Consider the following 16664-nt stretch of genomic DNA (forward strand, 5'->3'; position numbering starts at 1 on the left):
TCGGAGGAAACGGGCGGAGATGTGCTACTCTTTCCGCCCGTTTACCCCAACCTGACCGCAGAGTATGAAATTTCCCGGCAAGCGTAAATTTAAACACTACTTTCCCGTCGACGCCCGCGATCCGCTGCTGTCGACAGCGCCCGAGCGCGAGGCCAGCCCGTCGTGGGTGGTGGGCATCGATCAGACCCTGGTGGATATCGAGGCGAAGGTGGACGACGCCTTTATCGCCCGCTACGGGCTGAGCGTCGGCCACTCGCTGGTGATTGAGGATGACGTTGCGGAGGCGCTCTATCGCGAACTGCATCAGGGCGGGCTTATCAGCCACCAGTTCGCCGGCGGCAGCATCGGCAATACCCTGCACAACTACTCCGTACTGGCGGACGACCGCTCGGTGCTGCTCGGCGTGATGTGCCGCAATATCGAAATAGGCGGCTACGCCTACCGCTATCTGTGCAACACCTCCAGCCGCACCGATCTCGACTATCTCCAGGGCATTGACGGCGCCATCGGCCGCTGCTTTACCCTGATAGGCGACAGCGGCGAGCGCACCTTTGCCATCAGCCCAGGCCAGATGAACCAGCTGCGCCCGGCGAGTATTCCCGAAGCGGTGATTGCCGGCGCCTCGGCGCTGGTGCTCACCGCCTATCTGCTGCGCAGCCGGCCCGGCGAGCCGATGCGCGAGGCGACGATGCAGGCCGTGGCATACGCCAAAAAGCACGGCGTGCCGGTGGTGCTGACCCTCGGGACGACATTTATTATTGCCGACGATCCGGCGTGGTGGCAGACATTCCTCAAAGAGAACGTCTCTATCCTGGCGATGAACGAGGATGAGGCACAGGCGCTGACCGGCATCGGCGATCCGCTGCTGGCGGCCGACAGGGCGCTGGACTGGGTGGATCTGGTGCTCTGCACCGCCGGACCCGCCGGACTGTATATGGCCGGCTTCACCGAAGAGAGCGCGAAGCGCGAAACCCAGCATCCGCTGCTGCCGGGCGCTATCGCCGAGTTTAACCAGTACGAATTCAGCCGCGCCATGCGCTACCGGGAGTGCGATCGGCCGCTGCGCATCTACTCCCACATCGCGCCCTACATGGGCGGTCCGGAGAAGATCATGAACACCAACGGCGCGGGCGACGCCGCGCTGGCGGCGCTGCTGCACGATATCGCCGCCAATAACTACCACCGCAGCACGGTGCCAAACTCGGACAAGCACGCCCTCGGCTGGCTGACCTACTCCTCGCTGGCGCAGGTGTGCAAATACGCCAACCGCGTCAGCTACCAGGTGCTCAACCAGCACTCCCCGCGCCTGACCCGCGGCCTGCCCGAGCGCGAGGACAGCCTGGAGGAGGCCTACTGGGAGCGCTGAGTTTTACACGCGAATGGCGTTAAAATGCGTTTTACACGCGATCGGCGTTAAATTTGATTTTACACGCGAAGGGCGTTAAGTTGAGTTTTACACGCACTTGCCAGTAAAAGGTCAGTCATGAAAATTACCTCACCAGCGCAGCTGGCCATCTACCTCAAGGACCGCAGAAAGCAGCAGAAGCAGGCGCAGAGCACCGTCGCCGAACGGGTTGGCCTGCGTCAGGACACGGTGTCTAAATTTGAGAACAGTCCCGATAAGAGCCAGATTGATACCCTGTTTAAAATCCTCTCCTCGCTAAATATGGAGCTGCACCTTGAACCCAGAGAGGCGAAAAAGGCGGAGCAGGGCTGGAAAGAGGAGTGGTAAATGAAAAGCCTGTCGGTGTACATGAATGGCTATTTAGTCGGCACGCTGGGCATGGAGCCTGGCGGGGCAAATCTGTTTACCTATCACCAAAGCTGGCTGAATACGCCGCAGGCTCGCCCCGTATCGCTGTCCTTACCTTTACGCGAGCGGTCCTATGACGGGGAGGTCGTCTTTAATTTTTTTGACAATCTGCTTCCCGACAGTCGCGAAATCCGCGAGCGTATTGCCGCCCGCTATCACGCTGACTCTCTGCGTCCGTTCGATCTTTTGTATGAGATCGGACGCGACTGCGTCGGCGCGGTGATCCTTCAGCCTCCTGATGAGGCTATCCAGGATATACAGCATATTTACAGTGAACGTCTGAATGAGGCTCAGCTGGACGCGATCCTAACAGGGTATCTGAGCACCACTCGCTTTCGTCAGCAGGAAATACCGGATTTTCGAATCTCCATCGCAGGGGCCCAGGAGAAAACGGCACTCCTTCACTATCAGGGCGACTGGCAGGTTCCGAAGGGAATTACGCCAACGACCCATATTTTTAAACTGCCTGTTGGTGAAATTCAGGGGCACAGTTTTACGCTTGACCTGCGCGATAGCGTTGAGAATGAGTGGCTAAGTATGCTGCTCGCCCGGCTATATGGCTTCGAGGTCCCAGATTGCGAAATCGTGTTAACCCAAAATACCAAAGCGTTAGCCGTGCGCCGTTTTGATCGCCGTTTTGTAGACGGTGAACGCTGGATTGCCCGTCTGCCGCAGGAGGATATGTGTCAGGCGCTTGGTGTCTCTTCGTCAAAAAAATATGAGAGCGACGGCGGGCCGGGAATTGAGGCGATAATGCGATTTTTACTGGGCTCTGATGCTGCGGAGCAGGATCGGGAAACGTTTATGCGCAGCCACATTCTTTTTTGGCTACTGGCGGCAAGCGACGGTCATGCGAAGAACTACTCTGTGGCTATTCTTCCGGGAGGCGGCTATCGGCTGACGCCTCTTTACGACATCATGTCCTGCTACCCATTAATTGGCGGCCGCGGTCTGGCAAAGCAGGATATTAAGATGGCGATGGCGCTCACGGCCACCGGACGCGGAAAGAAGTATGAATGGAGCACTATTTTTCCTCGCCACTTTATCGCTACAGCTAAAAAATGCGGCTTCAGTGAAGAGCGCATGGTGGAGCTGCTGCGGGAATTTGGTGAACAAACGCCGCGAGTTTTAGCCGAGGCCGCGCGTTTGCTTCCCAAGGATTTTCCGCAGCACATCAGTGAAGCAATCTTTCTCGGCGTCAGTAAAGCCGCCAAACGCCTGATGGTGTAAAAAGGGCCACTCCGGCCCTTTATCCTTTAAACTCCCGCCGGCTCTGACGCCGGCGTGGTCAGCAGCGCCAGCATGGTATTAGCAATCTCGCGCTCGCCCATTACCACCTCATTGGCGCCGCGCTCGGTGATGTAGTCCACCTCATCATCGTAGTGGGCGCGGGCAATAATCTCGATATGCGGATTCTTCTCGCGGGCGGCGGCGACAATCTCGCCGGCCTCATAGCCGTTGGGGATGGTCAGCAGCAGGAAGCGGGCGCAGTCGAGGTGCGCCAGGTTCATCACCTCTTCGCTGGCGGCGTTGCCCAGCACGGCGCGAACGCCGCGGTTGCGCAGTTCATCGACGCGGGTGCGCGATGTTTCAATGACCACCAGCGGAATATTCTGCGCGATAAGCTTCTCGCCGAGCAGGCTGCCGACCCGGCCGTAGCCGACCAGCAGGATATGGTCGCAGATATCCACCGGGATCTGCTTCTCCTCCTCGATGGCCTCTTCCAGCGTCTGCTCGTCGAGGGTTTCCGTTTTTTCGAGGTACTTCTCCAGCAGCGCAAACAGCACCGGATTGAGCATAATGGAGAGGATAGCGCCCGCCAGCACCAGATTCTGTCCGGCCTGCGGCAGCAGATCCAGCGCCATGCCGAGGCCCGCCAGAATAAAGGCAAATTCGCCGATCTGCGCCAGGCTTGCGGCGATGGTCAGCGCCGTGCGCTGGGAGTGGCCGAACAGGCGCACCAGCATAAACGCCGCCGCCGACTTGCCGAAAAGGATAATAGCCAGCACGCCGAGCACCGCAAACGGCTGCTCAATCAGAATCATCGGATCAAACAGCATACCGACGGAGACAAAGAACAGCACGGCGAACGCGTCGCGCAGCGGCAGGGTGTCGCTGGCAGCCCTGTGGCTCAGCTCGGATTCATTCAGCACCATGCCCGCAAAGAAGGCGCCCAGCGCAAAGGAGACGTCGAACAGTTCGACGGCGCCGAAGGCGATGCCCAGCGCCAGGGCCAGTACCGACAGCGTAAACAGTTCTCGTGAACCGGTGGCCGCGCTGCGGGCAAGGATCCACGGCACCAGGCGGCGTCCGACGACCATCATAATGGCGATAAAGGCGATAACTTTGCCGATGGTCAGCCCCATATCGAGGCTCAGGCTGGCCAGCCCGACGTCGCCCTTATCCAGCATCCCTGCCACCGCGGGCAGCAGCACCAGCGTCAGCACCATCACCAGGTCTTCGACAATCAGCCAGCCGATGGCGATTTGCCCGCGCTGGGTATCAATCAGCTGCCGCTCTTCCAGCGCGCGCAGCAGCACCACGGTGCTTGCCGTTGACAGGCACAGGCCAAAGACGATGCCGGTCATCAGCGACCAGCCGAGCATGGCAGACAGTCCCATGCCCAGCAGGGTGGCCACGGCTATCTGCGCAATCGCGCCGGGAATGGCGATTTTCTTTACCGCCATCAGATCCTTGAGCGAGAAGTGCAGGCCAACGCCGAACATCAGCAAAATAACGCCCAGTTCCGCCAGCTCGGGGGCCAGCTGCGTATCGGCAACAAAGCCCGGCGTAAAGGGACCGGAGAGCACGCCCGCTAACAAATAACCCACCAGCGGAGAAATACGAAGTTTATTGGCGATCATGCCGAGAATAAAAGCGAGGACGAGCCCGCCGACGATGGTGGTGATGAGCGGTGTGGCGTGGTGCATTGCGTCTCCTTTGCCGTGGCAGCGATCCGTTGCTGTCGGAAGTCAAAAATCCTGGTAATAGTTTATGACAATTTTATCGACTTTGTTTATTAAAATGTGTTGAAGGGTGAATAAAAATGAGATTTGAACCTGAATCGGGGCGTTATGGAGATAATGGCAGTTAAAGAGAGGGATTGTGAGGTAAAACAAGGAGGTTACGGCTGCCAGGTTGCGACTCTGGCAGCCGTCAGATTAGGCTTTATGGCGATTATCAGGCAGAAATATCGTCAACATGCCCAGCAGCGGCAGGAAGGCGCAGATTTTATACACATACTCGATGCTGGTATGGTCGGCAACGACGCCAAGCACCGCGGCTCCCAGGCCGCCCATACCGAAAGCGAAGCCGAAGAAAAGCCCGGAAACCATGCCGATCCTTCCCGGTAAAAGCTCCTGAGCGTAGACCAGAATGGCCGAAAAGGCGGAAGCAAGGATAAAACCAATGATCACCGTCAGAATGCCCGTCCATTCGAGCGTTGCATAAGGCAAAATAAGCGTAAAGGGCGCAACGCCGAGGATGGAGCCCCAAATGACATATTTACGGCCGATTTTATCGCCGACGGGCCCGCCAATCACCGTACCGGCCGCGACGGCAAACAGGAAGGTAAACAGGTGGATCTGCGCATTTTGCACCGATAACCCAAATTTATGCATCAGATAAAAGGTGTAGTAGCTGCTGATACTCGCCATATAGAAATATTTCGAGAAAATCAGCACCAGCAGCACGCAGACCGCCAGTACCACCTTATTACGCGGCAGCGGGCTGACGACGGCGGCTTTAGGCTTCCCTTTATTCATTCTGTGCTGAGCGGCGTACCAGCGGCTGACCTGAGCCAGTACCACGATAGCCAGCAGCGCCGCGAGAACAAACCAGCCGACGTTGCCCCGGCCATAGGGCGCTATGATCAGCGCCGCCAGCAGCGGGCCCATAGAGCTGCCGAAGTTGCCGCCGACCTGGAACAGCGACTGGGCGAGGCCGTGGCGGCCGCCCGAGGCCATGCGCGCCACCCGCGATGACTCCGGGTGAAACACCGATGAACCCGTGCCGACCAGCGCCGCGGCCAGCACCACGGTGCCGAAACTGCCCGCCAGCGCCAGCAGCACCAGCCCGCTGAGGGTAAAGCACATGCCAATCGGCAGCGACCACGGCATCGGATACTTATCGGTCCAGTAGCCGACTACCGGCTGTAGCAGAGAAGAGGTCAGCTGGAAGGTGAGGGTTATCATACCGATCTGCACAAAGGTCAGCGAAAACTCGGACTGCAGCAGAGGATAGATCGCCAGAATCAGCGACTGGATCATGTCATTAAGCAGGTGAGAAAGGCTGATGGCGCCGAGGATGCGGAAAGAGGTTCCGGCCTTGCGCTGGGGCGCGGCGTTTCCCGGCGCGGCCGGGCTGGTTTCACTGATTGCCATAGGGTTCACTCAAAAAGTCTGGTTGCGATGTTGGAGTAATTGGGGAGTCTAATAATTATCTGCCTAAGATAACCGTCTAACACGTCGGAAGAAAGTCTCAAATCTGAAAACATTTTTGTCTATGCTTGTTACTTATTGTAATTTCAGCGCTGTTGATGATGTCAGGGAGAGAAAAATGAAGTTTATTAAACGCGGCATGGCGCTGACCATGCTGGCGGCAGTGTCACTCACCAGCCTGCAGGCGCAGGCTTATGAGCGGGATAAAACCTATAAAATTACCATCCTGCACACGAACGATCACCACGGCCATTTCTGGCGCAGCGAGTACGGCGAGTACGGCCTGGCGGCGCAGAAAACGCTGGTGGACGGCATTCGCCGCGAGGTGGCGGCCGACGGCGGCAGCGTGCTGCTGCTTTCCGGCGGCGATATCAATACCGGCGTGCCGGAGTCAGATCTGCAGGATGCCGAGCCGGATTTTCGCGGCATGAACCTGGTGGGCTACGATGCGATGGCCGTCGGCAACCACGAATTCGACAATCCGCTCAGCGTTCTGCGCCAGCAGGAGAAGTGGGCAAAATTCCCGTTTCTCTCCGCCAATATCTATCAGAAGAGTACCGGCGAGCGCCTGTTTAAGCCCTGGGCGCTGTTTAATCGCGGCGGCCTGAAGATTGCGGTGATCGGCTTAACCACCGACGACACGGCGAAAATCGGCAATCCGGAAAACTTCACCGATATCGAATTTCGCAAGCCGGCGGACGAGGCGAAGCTGGTGATTCAGGAACTGCAGCAGAACGAAAAGCCGGACGTCATTCTCGCGGCGACCCACATGGGGCACTACGATAACGGTAACCACGGCTCCAACGCGCCAGGCGATGTGGAAATGGCCCGCAGCCTGCCCGCCGGTTCGCTGGCGATGATTGTGGGCGGTCACTCGCAGGACCCGGTTTGCATGGCCTCGGAAAACAAGAAGCAGGTCGACTACGTGCCCGGCACGCCCTGCGCGCCGGACCGGCAGAACGGTATCTGGATCGTGCAGGCCCACGAGTGGGGCAAGTACGTGGGACGCGCCGACTTTGAGTTTCGCAACGGCGAGATGAAGCTGGTGCACTATAAGCTGATCCCGGTCAACCTGAAGAAAAAAGTGACCTGGGACAACGGCAAAAGTGAGCGCATACTCTACGCCCCGCAAATCCCTGAAAATCCGCAGATGCTCTCCCTGCTGACGCCGTTCCAGAATAAGGGGCGCGCCCAGCTTGGCGTGAAGATTGGCGAGGTGAACGGCCATCTGGAAGGGGATCGCAGTAAAGTGCGCTTTGTACAGACCAACATGGGCCATCTGCTGCTCAGCGCCCAGATGGCGCGCACCGGCGCGGACTTCGGCGTGATGAGCGGCGGCGGCATTCGCGACTCGATTGAGGCCGGGACTATCACCTACAAAGACGTGCTGAAGGTGCAGCCGTTTGGCAACGTGGTGGTCTATGCCGACATGAGCGGGAAAGAGGCGGTGGAGTACCTGACCGCCGTGGCGAAGATGAAGCCCGATTCCGGGGCCTATCCGCAGTTCGCCAACGTCAGCTTCGTGGCGAAGGACGGCAAGCTCAGCGACCTGAAAATCAAGGGTGAACCGGTCGATATGAACAAAACCTACCGCCTGGCGACGCTTAACTTCAACGCCACCGGCGGCGACGGCTATCCGCACATCGACAACCGGCCCGGCTACGTGAATACCGGCTTTATCGACGCCGAAGTGCTCAAGCAGTATATCCAGCAGAACTCGCCGCTGGACGTGAGTGCTTATGAACCGAAAGGCGAGGTCAGCTGGCAGTAGGACGCAGCGCCTCTGCTCGTCAGAGGCGGTGAATCAGTCCCGACGGGCGATATCGGCGAAGCGGGCGTCAAGCAGCTTCGCCAGATCCGCCGCCGCCAGCTCAATATCCAGCCCGCGCCTGCCGCCGGAGACGTAAATGGTGCTGAACGTCTGCGCCGGGGCGTCGACGATGGTCGGCAGGCGCTTTTTCTGCCCCAGCGGGCTGATGCCGCCCACCAGATAGCCGGTGGTGCGCTGGGCCACCAGCGGGTCGGCCATATCCACTTTCTTGGCGCCCAGCGCCTTTGCCACCTTTTTGAGATCCAGCTGCGTCGCCACCGGCGTAACCGCCACCGCAAGGTGTTTCATATCGCCATTGACCGCTACCAGCAGCGTCTTGTAGACCTGGTCGGCATTGAGCCCCAGCTTGCGCACCACTTCATCGCCAAAGTTGGTTTCGTTCGGGTCGTGATCGTAGGTGTGGATCTGAAAAGGAACCTTGTTTTTTTCGAGTAGCTTAACGGCGGGCGTCATGGCAAACCTTATTACATCTGGACAAAGTGGACTAAGCATACGCCCGGATGGCGCGGAAAAAATAGTACTATCTTGCGCATTTCTGTTGGCGAAGAGGCCAACTTTGAGCGACAATCGAGGGATCCCGACATAAGCCGGGAATAATAATAACGATGAAATTCCTCTTTGACGGGCCAATAGCGATATTGGCCATTTTTTTATTTCAGCATCGACGGCAGGTTACCTTCGCCATACAGATGCAGAGCCCCCACCGCTACAACGTAGCGCCCCGGCGGCAGCGCCAGCAGCCTGTCGCGCCAGGCCAGATTGCGCTGCTGCATCAGCACATCGTACAGCGACTGGCTGAAGGTATTGGGCAGCGTCGGCGTTTCGCCCGACGGCTGCGTTATCCACCAGCCGATCATCACCTGCAGCAGTCTGGCATTGGTGTGCCATTGGGTCAGCGTATCGCTTAGCAAGTCGAAGCCGTTATCCGGCAGGTTGAGCAGCAGCGCCACCTGACTGTCCGCGCCCTCCAGCTCAATCACCGGCTTCGATAGCGCTCTGGCGCTGTGCAGCAGCTGGTAATCAATGCCGTAATTCGGGCGCAGGCCCAGCTTTTGCGCGTTAGTCGCCTGCAGCACCATCGCCACCTGCCACAGCGGCTGGTTGTCAAACGGCGCCAGCGACAGGCCCTGCTCGCCGGCGCGCGCTTCAAGCTGCTGATACAGGGTTTCGCTCAGGCGCTCCCGCAGCGGCGGGTAGCTCGGCAGATTATTGAACGGCGTTTCGCTGCCGCTGATGTCGGCCTCGACGATCAGCGCATCGGCCTGCTGCAGCTTTTTAAGCAGCCCGGCGGGCAGGGGGGCCATATCGCGGGTCCCCATATGGATGCTGCCCACCAGATGCAGCTGCTGGCCGCCCTTGAGCGTCACGTCCATGCCGGGCCAGGGATAGCGGCCCGACAGCAGAGAGCGAAGTGATGATTTTAGTTGTTGAAACAGCCCCATACGCGCTCCCGAAACAAAAGGCCATGCTAGCGCGTTGGGGCCAGGGGCTCAACTGGATTACGCCTTCGGCTTAAACCGCAGCAGGCGATTGGCGTTGCTGACCACGGTAATTGACGACAGCGCCATAGCGGCGCCCGCCACTACCGGATTGAGCAGCGTGCCGGTAAAGGGCCACAGGATGCCTGCGGCGACCGGAATGCCGATCGAATTGTAGATAAAGGCGCCCAGCAGGTTCTGCTTCATGTTGCGCAGCGTCGCCCGCGAAATGGCCAGCGCGTCGGCAACGCCGGTGAGGCTGTGGCGCATCAGGGTGATGGCCGCCGTTTCGATAGCGACGTCGCTGCCGCCGCCCATGGCGATACCCACCTCGGCCTGCGCCAGCGCCGGGGCGTCGTTGATGCCGTCGCCGACCATCGCCACTTTACGGCCTTCCGCCTGCAGTTTTTGGATTGCCTCGGCCTTGCCGTCCGGCAGCACGCCGGCGATGACTTCGTCAATGCCCGCCTCTTTGGCGATGGCGTTAGCCGTCGTCGGGTTGTCGCCGGTAAGCATCACCAGGCGGTAGCCCTCGCCGCGCAGGCGCTTCAGAGCGGCCACGCTGTCGTCGCGCAGCGGATCGCGGATCGCAAACAGCGCGGAAACCTGACCGTCAACCGCCAGCAGCACCGGCGTGGCGCCTGCGGACGCCTGCGACTCCACTTCCTGCGCGGCGGCGCCGGTATTGACGCGCTGCTCGTTCAGCAGCGCCGTATTGCCCAGCAGCAGCGCGTGGCCCTCCGCTTCGCCGCTGACGCCCAGCCCGCGCAGGGTGCGGAAGCCGCCGATCTGCGGCAGGGAAGTCTCGCCCGCCTTATCGACGATCGCCCGGGCCAGCGGATGGCTGGATCCCTGTTCAAGCGCGGCGGCCAGCCGCAGGGCCTGCGCTTCGTCAAGTTCGCCAAAGGTTTTAACTGCCACCACCTGCGGCTTGCCCTCCGTGAGCGTGCCGGTTTTATCGAACACCAGCGTATCGAGTTCGCTGGCCCGCTGCAGGGCGTCGGCGTCGCGCACCAGCACGCCGTACTCCGCCGCCCGGCCGACGCCGGCGATGATCGACATCGGCGTCGCCAGCCCCAGGGCGCACGGACAGGCGATAATCAGCACCGTGGTGGCGATCACCAGGGTGTAGACAATCTGCGGCGCCGGGCCGAAGAAGAACCAGATCCCGGCGCTGATAACGGCGATAGCGACCACCACTGGCACAAAGACGGCGGAGATGCGGTCCGCCAGCTGGCCGATTTCCGGTTTGCTGCTCTGGGCCTGGTGCACCATGCGAATAATGCGCGACAGCGTCGTGTGGCTGCCGACGGCGCTGGCGCGGAACAGTACGCTGCCGTCCTGCACCACGGTCCCGGCGTGGACGCCGTCGCCGCTGCCTTTCTGCTGCGGCACCGGCTCGCCGGTAAGCATCGCCTCGTCGAGCCAGGCTTCGCCTTCGGTGATCTCGCCGTCAACCGGCACCCGATCGCCGGTGGTCAGACGCAGGATAGCGCCGGGCTGCACCTCGGCCAGCGGCACCGACTTCTCGCCGCTCTCCGTCACCACGCGGGCGGTGGGCGGCGTCAGATCCAGCAGTTTTTCCAGCGCTTTCGAGGACCGCTGGCGGGCGCGGGCCTCCAGCATATGGCCGAGGTTAATCAGGCCGATAATCATCGCGCTGGCTTCGTAATAGAGGTGGCGCGCCTCCGGCGGGAACCACTGCGGCCAGAGGTTAACGCTCATTGAATAGAGCCAGGCCACGCCGGTGCCCAGCGCCACCAGCGTATCCATGGTGGCGGTGCCGTTCTTCAGGCTTTTCCAGGCGCTGGTGTAGAAGTGGCCGCCGGCAAAGACCATCACCGCGAGGGTGACGAGGCCGATAGCCAGCCACAGCGCGCGGTTGGCGTCGGTGACCATCATGTTGTCGCCGATCATGCCCCATACCATTACCGGCACGCCCACCAGCAGGGCGACAATCGCCTGCCAGCGGAAGCGCTTCATGGTGGCAACGGCGGTCTCCTGCTGGCGCTCCCGGCGCTTCTGGTCATCGTCGATGGCCTCTGCGCTGTAGCCGGCTTTCTCCACCGCCTGCACTAAATCAGCGGCGGAGGCGCTGCCCATCACCAGGGCCGTGCGCTCCGCCAGGTTTACCCGTGCCTGGCTGACGCCGGGAACGGCAGCAAGCGCGTTTTGAACCCGGGACACGCAGCTGGCGCAGCTCATGCCGCCGATCAGCAGCTGCCTGCTGTCGTCGGCATCATCCGCTGCCGGAAGCTCAGGAGTGACCGCTGTCAGTGCTTCCGACGGGATTGACGTCTCTGTCAGCGGCTCAGTTTTTGGGTGGCCGACCTCCGCGCCGTAGCCGGCCTCTTTGACCGTGGCGATCAGCTGATCGGCGCTGGCGCTGCCGGTGACTTTGGCTTCGGTAATGGTAACGTCCGCCTGTTCAACGTCCGGGCGCTGCTCCAGGCTCTCTTTAACGCGCTTTACGCAGTGGCCGCAGGAGAGGCCGTCCAGCGCAAGGGTAATGGTTTGAGACATAGTTCCTCCGTAAATAGTGATCGCCGCCGTTGACCGGCGCGGCGCTTCTTCTTACAGTGACTAAGGTTAAACCTTCCATCAAGGGGAAGGTCAAGGGGGCAGCGTGAATATCAGCGACGTGGCAAAAAAAACCGGCCTGACCAGCAAGGCTATCCGCTTTTATGAAGAGAAGGGACTGGTAACGGCGCCGATGCGCAGCGATAACGGTTACCGCAATTATACGCAAAAGCATCTTGATGAGCTGACGCTGCTGCGCCAGGCGCGGCTGGTGGGCTTTAATCTGGAAGAGTGCCGGGAGCTGGTGCACCTGTTCAACGATCCCGCCCGCCACAGCGCCGACGTTAAGGCGCGCACGCTGAAGAAGGTGGCGGAGATCGAGAGCCACATTGAGCAGCTGCAGGCGATGCGCCAGCAGCTGCTCAGCCTGGCGGCATCCTGCCCGGGCGATGACGGCGCTCACTGTCCGATCATTGATAATCTTTCGGGCTGCTGTCGGCAAAAAGGTTAAGTAAGCGCCGGCTTACCGCTTCTACAGGTAACGATCTGCTCCAGACCGAGGGCGGTCAGCGCCTCCTGAATACTGCGATAGAGCCACGCTTTATGAAGCGGCCCCCGGAGATTCAGTAACCGCATCACTTCGGCGTGCAGGCTATACACCCGCTTAGTGCTCATCTGCATCTGACAGGCGATCTCCTTGATGGAATAGCCCGCGATATGCAGCCGGATGCTGTACCACTGGCGATACGTTATGCCTTCGCTATGGAAAAGCGGATCGTGGGTGTCATTCCGGCCGCTAAACATACCGCGCAGTTTCTTACGCAGCTCAGACAGCGTCGCGCACGGCGAGGCGATGCTCACGCCCCGCGGCAATAGCCAGAACTGCTGCGGGATCCTGTCAGACACCGCCAACTGCCGGAGCGCCGGAAATCGCTGGCATAATCTGATAACGGTTGCGGTCAGTTCCTTACTGTAGCCGGGTTTAATATCCAGCCAGATCACCACATCTGGCGTAAAGCGCGCCTCCTCCAGCAGCTGCTTTTGCAAATCCTCTATGTGACGGTATACCTTGAGCCGCAGCGGCGCATATTCGCCCAGCAGCCAGCGAATGCCGGAGGTAAATAAAAAATTGCCGGAAACGACCGCAACGTGCTGCCACGTCTGGGTGATATTTTTTACGGGATCGCTTAATACCCACTCGCCGGTGGCGGACTCTTTGACGATGCTGATCGTCGAGTCGGGTAAGCGCTCCCCTGGAAAGTGATCGGGTAATACAAAACCGTGCAGATTGCCTGCAAGGGGCGACATATTCACCTGATTTTTTATTTTCATGAACGATCGTTGTCCTTGTCTTATTAAGATGAAATCAAAAAGTTTTATTTCTTATTCAATCCAGTAGCATTTCTGCAGAGAAAGCGGCGATCCTGCGGCCAGCGCCGCCGGGCCTGAAGACAGGCACCGTTGAGCAGATCGGGTTGAGTTGCCCCAATAATGGCCAGCCGGCTGGCCATTACGTTAGGATCGTTATGATGCCGCTGGTAGCTATCCGCCCAGCGGGTAAACCGGGCAAGCAGCTGCGGATCGCGGAGAGTGTTATAGCGAATCAACAGGGCGATGTGCCGATCGTAATCCAGTCTGAGCCGCTGGCCGTATGGGTTGATTAATCCCAGTTCGCTATCGGTTGCGTCCGTCGCCAGCGGGGCGAGTCCGCGGCGTTCGATGGCCGTTAGCCTCTGCTGGGTAACGAGCGCGCTGGCCATAAACAGCAGGATCGGCAGACTTGCCGCTGCAATCACCAGGCGCATCCACCGCGATCCGGTACCGGCTGTCTCAGGCATAACCGGCGGCATAATAAGGGCAAGCAGCAGCGTCAGCATCAGGCAGTGTGGCGCCGACTGATACAGGGGATATTCCAGGTTGATATGACTGATGAGCGGCAGCAGCAGGGCGATGCCGGTCCAGCGCCAGCCGCCCGGTTGCCATAATCCGCGCAGGATCCCCGCCGCCATCAGCAGCAGACCGGCGACGGCCACGATGCCCCCCTCCGCCCAGGCATAAAGCAGTTCGTTATGCGGATGGATCAGCGTAACCACAAACGGACCGCCGCTTATCTGCGCCTGGCGGGAAAACGCCGCCTCAAAGCTGCCGTAACCCCATCCGGCCCACGGATGACGGGCGATCAACGCCCAGGTGGTTTTAAGAATAAGCCAGCGCTCGTGGGTGGAGCCGCGCTTATCGATGGCGGAGAACGCGTCGGGCAGATGCGCGCCCCATTGCCACGCGAGGGCCAGCGCAACGCCTCCCAGCATCAGCAATACCGCTGCCCGTCGCCTGACCTGAATTGATGAACAGAACAGCAGGCCGCAGCCCGCAATAGCCCCAATCCAGGCGGCCCGGCTCTGGATCAGCACCAGCATAAAGGGGAAGAAAAACAGCGCCCCGGAGGCCAACTTGCCCCGGTTGTTGCTGGCGAGCAGGCACAGCAGGCCCGTGGCAACAAACGAGGCCAGAAGATTGGGCTGCTGAAAAATCCCCCAGGGACGCGAACCGCTAAAGCCGGGAGAGCCGTCCGCCATGACCATATGCTTAAAGACCAGCACCTGTAAAAAGCCGAACAGCGCCTGCATCAGCGCGGCCAGCCACAGCATCTGCAAAATCAGCCGGATGCCATCGCGGGTGAGCCCGGTGCGCCTCAGCAGCCATAAAAAGGCGATCATTCCCCACAGCCCGGCCACGCGCGGCAGGCCAGCGTATGGGACGCTGCCGGAGGTCGTCCACAGCAGCGGCAGGGACCATAACCCCGCGCCGATGCAGATTAGCCGAAATGCGCCGTCGGGGGCGCGCCCCTGCGCTACTCCCGGAAGCGTCATGGCGGTCCACATGCCGCACGCGGCCATGACTCCCCAGGTGATGATGTTGACCGGCAGGGAGAGGCCGTGCCCGCCGCTATTGGGGAGATAGAAGAGCAGGCCGATACAGAGCCAGACGCCCAGCAGCGTGAAGGTACCCCGGAAGGTCAGGGAGAGAGGTCGACGGGCGGGGAACGACATCATAGCTCCGTCATCACCATGACCGCATGAGCTGAAAAGCCGCCGGTCTTGATGGCTTTCAGCGCAACGCTGCCTTCACGAACGGGCTGAAAGATAAGCTTTACCTGAGTGGTGCCGTTCTTAAATGTTGCTGCAATGGTATCTGCCGGCGACATCGCCTTATCCTCGTAGAAGAGGGCTACCCCCACATTGTCGGTGGTGGTGCTAATGACCTCGCTGCCGTTCAGCGTCACCGGCGTGTAGCGAAACTGGATGCTGACTGACGATCCGGCATCGCGGGTGCACGATACGGATAGCGACTTTATGACGTTTTCCTGGTCATTCGCGTCCAGCCCGGTGGATAAAAATTTGCGCTCAAGAATGCCCAGATCAATATCCATATCGTCACCATTGTTCAGGACGCAGGAGGCCGGTGTTTCCGGAAGTATCTGCCCGTCGCTGCAGGTGCGGGGGGCGGGCGTAGCCCAGTCCACGTCCGGGGCCGTGGCGTCGAAAAAGGTGTAGCAGAGGCTGCTGCCCGCAGGAATAATGCCGCTGGCGCCATTAAAATCAGGATCCTGCTGCGGAATATTTTCAGCGCTGCTCAGATAAGCGCCGCGGAGGCTATTAACGTGGCCGGAACTGTTTGCTATCGTGCAGCGGATCGCCTGGTTAGCCGGACAAATATAGGTTCTGAGAAACCACATTCCGCTTTGCGGGACGAAAGAGGTATCGAACTGAACCTCCATCTCAGCAATGGATGCGGTAAAGGTTGTGGCATTTTTTATAAAATTGATCCCGGTTTTCTGCGCATTACCCTGCCACCAACAGCTGGTCTGGGTATAAACGCGCCAGCCTATCGCTTGTTCACAGGTGGCCGGCGTCGGCACCCCCCTGATGCCAGCCGCGAACGTCCGCAAAGGAAAAGAGCAGATAATCAATAGTAAAAGCGTGCAGCACAGATAAATAAGCCGGCGATATTGTTGTACGATTACTGGTATAAACATGCAGATTCCCCTGAAAATATTCTGTCAGCCTGCTGGTGATTACAGATACTCAACAATCAGCGAGCCCGAGGCGGTAAACGCCTTTGGTACCAGCGGCGCTTTCGGGTCGGCCACCAGCTGCGCCTGAAGGTGCGGCGGGGCTGCGGGATTAATCTCGATTGCGGTATTGAGCGCTAGCGGTTGCCCCTCCCGGAGGATCCTGACGCCGAGGCCCGAAGTATCAGACCGCATGGTGAGCGCATCATCTCCGGTGGTCGGGGCATTAATCGTCATGTACACCCGGCTGTTATCGCCAATACCGCTGCATTTAAGCGCGTAAGAAATATCTCTGATATATTCCCCGTCAGCGATGTTATGAATACCGACCTTGCCAAATTCAATGCGGATCTCTTTATTATCATTTACCGTACAGGGCTTATTAAGCCGCAGCAGATGGCCGCTAAACAGCACGGTGAGAGTGTCGCCGTTTCCGGCGGCAACGCTGCCGGCCGCGGTCGATAAACAGAAAATAGCGGTACACAAGCGGAGCCTGAATCTGAACACGGAA

14 protein-coding genes are annotated in these 16664 nt (G+C 59.6%); 5 read left to right on the forward strand and 9 right to left on the reverse strand.

The window, feature by feature from the left end:
• Positions 1-64 precede the first annotated feature (64 nt).
• The 3 genes from ENGE1_RS10835 to ENGE1_RS10845 all read left to right on the forward strand — a co-directional run bounded on the left by ENGE1_RS10835 (position 65) and on the right by ENGE1_RS10845 (position 3043).
• Positions 65-1366 carry an inosine/guanosine kinase gene (locus tag ENGE1_RS10835; protein WP_048253661.1) on the forward strand — a complete coding sequence of 434 codons (1302 nt, stop codon included), beginning with the start codon at positions 65-67 and terminating at the stop codon, positions 1364-1366.
• A gap of 117 nt (positions 1367-1483) precedes the next feature.
• Positions 1484-1732 (forward strand): helix-turn-helix domain-containing protein, encoded by a 249-nt coding sequence (locus ENGE1_RS10840; protein WP_048253660.1) that lies wholly within the window; start codon positions 1484-1486, stop codon positions 1730-1732.
• Positions 1733-3043 carry a type II toxin-antitoxin system HipA family toxin gene (locus tag ENGE1_RS10845; protein ID WP_048253659.1) on the forward strand — a complete coding sequence of 437 codons (1311 nt, stop codon included), beginning with the start codon at positions 1733-1735 and terminating at the stop codon, positions 3041-3043.
• Between the two features lie 26 nt (positions 3044-3069).
• Here the strand turns inward: ENGE1_RS10845 and ybaL are convergent, their stop codons facing one another.
• Complete coding sequence (gene ybaL / locus ENGE1_RS10850; RefSeq protein WP_043085543.1) at positions 3070-4743, reverse strand: YbaL family putative K(+) efflux transporter; 1674 nt, start codon at positions 4741-4743, stop codon at positions 3070-3072.
• Positions 4744-4974: 231 nt separating this feature from the next.
• Positions 4975-6195: an MFS transporter gene (locus ENGE1_RS10855; protein ID WP_043085542.1), complete on the reverse strand. Its 1221-nt coding sequence runs from the start codon at positions 6193-6195 to the stop codon at positions 4975-4977.
• Between the two features lie 175 nt (positions 6196-6370).
• On the opposite strand from ENGE1_RS10855, the gene ushA reads away from it, so the two are divergent.
• Positions 6371-8023 (forward strand): bifunctional UDP-sugar hydrolase/5'-nucleotidase UshA, encoded by a 1653-nt coding sequence (gene ushA, locus ENGE1_RS10860; protein WP_048273142.1) that lies wholly within the window; start codon positions 6371-6373, stop codon positions 8021-8023.
• Between the two features lie 33 nt (positions 8024-8056).
• Here ushA and ybaK read toward each other — a convergent pair whose 3' ends face one another.
• The 3 genes from ybaK to copA all read right to left on the reverse strand — a co-directional run bounded on the left by ybaK (position 8057) and on the right by copA (position 12084).
• The gene (ybaK, locus tag ENGE1_RS10865; protein ID WP_043085537.1) at positions 8057-8536 is read right to left on the reverse strand and encodes a Cys-tRNA(Pro)/Cys-tRNA(Cys) deacylase YbaK; all 480 of its coding nucleotides are present in this window, start codon (positions 8534-8536) and stop codon (positions 8057-8059) included.
• Positions 8537-8733: 197 nt separating this feature from the next.
• The gene (locus ENGE1_RS10870) at positions 8734-9525 is read right to left on the reverse strand and encodes a TraB/GumN family protein (protein WP_043085536.1); all 792 of its coding nucleotides are present in this window, start codon (positions 9523-9525) and stop codon (positions 8734-8736) included.
• Between the two features lie 57 nt (positions 9526-9582).
• The gene (gene copA, locus ENGE1_RS10875) at positions 9583-12084 is read right to left on the reverse strand and encodes a copper-exporting P-type ATPase CopA (RefSeq protein ID WP_064360615.1); all 2502 of its coding nucleotides are present in this window, start codon (positions 12082-12084) and stop codon (positions 9583-9585) included.
• 103 nt (positions 12085-12187) lie between these two features.
• Here copA and cueR point away from each other — a divergent pair, with 103 nt between their 5' ends.
• The gene (cueR, locus tag ENGE1_RS10880; RefSeq protein ID WP_043085532.1) at positions 12188-12592 is read left to right on the forward strand and encodes a Cu(I)-responsive transcriptional regulator; all 405 of its coding nucleotides are present in this window, start codon (positions 12188-12190) and stop codon (positions 12590-12592) included.
• Here the strand turns inward: cueR and ENGE1_RS10885 are convergent.
• The 4 genes from ENGE1_RS10885 to ENGE1_RS10900 all read right to left on the reverse strand — a co-directional run bounded on the left by ENGE1_RS10885 (position 12589) and on the right by ENGE1_RS10900 (position 16660).
• Positions 12589-13413 (reverse strand): hypothetical protein, encoded by an 825-nt coding sequence (locus ENGE1_RS10885; RefSeq protein ID WP_043085531.1) that lies wholly within the window; start codon positions 13411-13413, stop codon positions 12589-12591. The two genes, cueR and ENGE1_RS10885, sit on opposite strands and share 4 nt — an antisense overlap.
• A 44-nt stretch (positions 13414-13457) precedes the next feature.
• Positions 13458-15131 (reverse strand): O-antigen ligase family protein, encoded by a 1674-nt coding sequence (locus tag ENGE1_RS10890; protein ID WP_053075589.1) that lies wholly within the window; start codon positions 15129-15131, stop codon positions 13458-13460.
• Positions 15131-15817 carry a fimbrial protein gene (locus tag ENGE1_RS10895; protein ID WP_162268892.1) on the reverse strand — a complete coding sequence of 229 codons (687 nt, stop codon included), beginning with the start codon at positions 15815-15817 and terminating at the stop codon, positions 15131-15133. The genes ENGE1_RS10890 and ENGE1_RS10895 overlap by 1 nt, the downstream gene beginning before the upstream one ends.
• Positions 15818-16156: 339 nt before the next feature.
• On the reverse strand, positions 16157-16660 hold the full coding sequence (locus ENGE1_RS10900; RefSeq protein WP_162268893.1) for a fimbrial protein: 504 nt from the start codon (positions 16658-16660) through the stop codon (positions 16157-16159).
• Positions 16661-16664 lie beyond the last annotated feature (4 nt).

It is taken from the genome of Pluralibacter gergoviae ATCC 33028 = NBRC 105706, from assembly GCF_001598855.1.
Lineage (GTDB): Bacteria > Pseudomonadota > Gammaproteobacteria > Enterobacterales > Enterobacteriaceae > Pluralibacter > Pluralibacter gergoviae.

Excerpts from the sequence above, each read along its gene's own strand:
- ybaL (WP_043085543.1), bottom strand. The coding sequence starts at position 4,743 with ATGCACCACGCCACACCGCTCATCACCACCATCGTCGGCGGGCTCGTC.
- ENGE1_RS10870 (WP_043085536.1), bottom strand. The coding sequence starts at position 9,525 with ATGGGGCTGTTTCAACAACTAAAATCATCACTTCGCTCTCTGCTGTCG.
- copA (WP_064360615.1), bottom strand. The coding sequence starts at position 12,084 with ATGTCTCAAACCATTACCCTTGCGCTGGACGGCCTCTCCTGCGGCCAC.
- ENGE1_RS10845 (WP_048253659.1), top strand. The coding sequence starts at position 1,733 with ATGAAAAGCCTGTCGGTGTACATGAATGGCTATTTAGTCGGCACGCTG.
- ENGE1_RS10855 (WP_043085542.1), bottom strand. The coding sequence starts at position 6,195 with ATGGCAATCAGTGAAACCAGCCCGGCCGCGCCGGGAAACGCCGCGCCC.
- ENGE1_RS10840 (WP_048253660.1), top strand. The coding sequence starts at position 1,484 with ATGAAAATTACCTCACCAGCGCAGCTGGCCATCTACCTCAAGGACCGC.
- ENGE1_RS10885 (WP_043085531.1), bottom strand. The coding sequence starts at position 13,413 with ATGAAAATAAAAAATCAGGTGAATATGTCGCCCCTTGCAGGCAATCTG.
- ybaK (WP_043085537.1), bottom strand. The coding sequence starts at position 8,536 with ATGACGCCCGCCGTTAAGCTACTCGAAAAAAACAAGGTTCCTTTTCAG.
- ENGE1_RS10895 (WP_162268892.1), bottom strand. The coding sequence starts at position 15,817 with ATGTGGTTTCTCAGAACCTATATTTGTCCGGCTAACCAGGCGATCCGC.
- ushA (WP_048273142.1), top strand. The coding sequence starts at position 6,371 with ATGAAGTTTATTAAACGCGGCATGGCGCTGACCATGCTGGCGGCAGTG.
- ENGE1_RS10890 (WP_053075589.1), bottom strand. The coding sequence starts at position 15,131 with ATGTCGTTCCCCGCCCGTCGACCTCTCTCCCTGACCTTCCGGGGTACC.
- ENGE1_RS10835 (WP_048253661.1), top strand. The coding sequence starts at position 65 with ATGAAATTTCCCGGCAAGCGTAAATTTAAACACTACTTTCCCGTCGAC.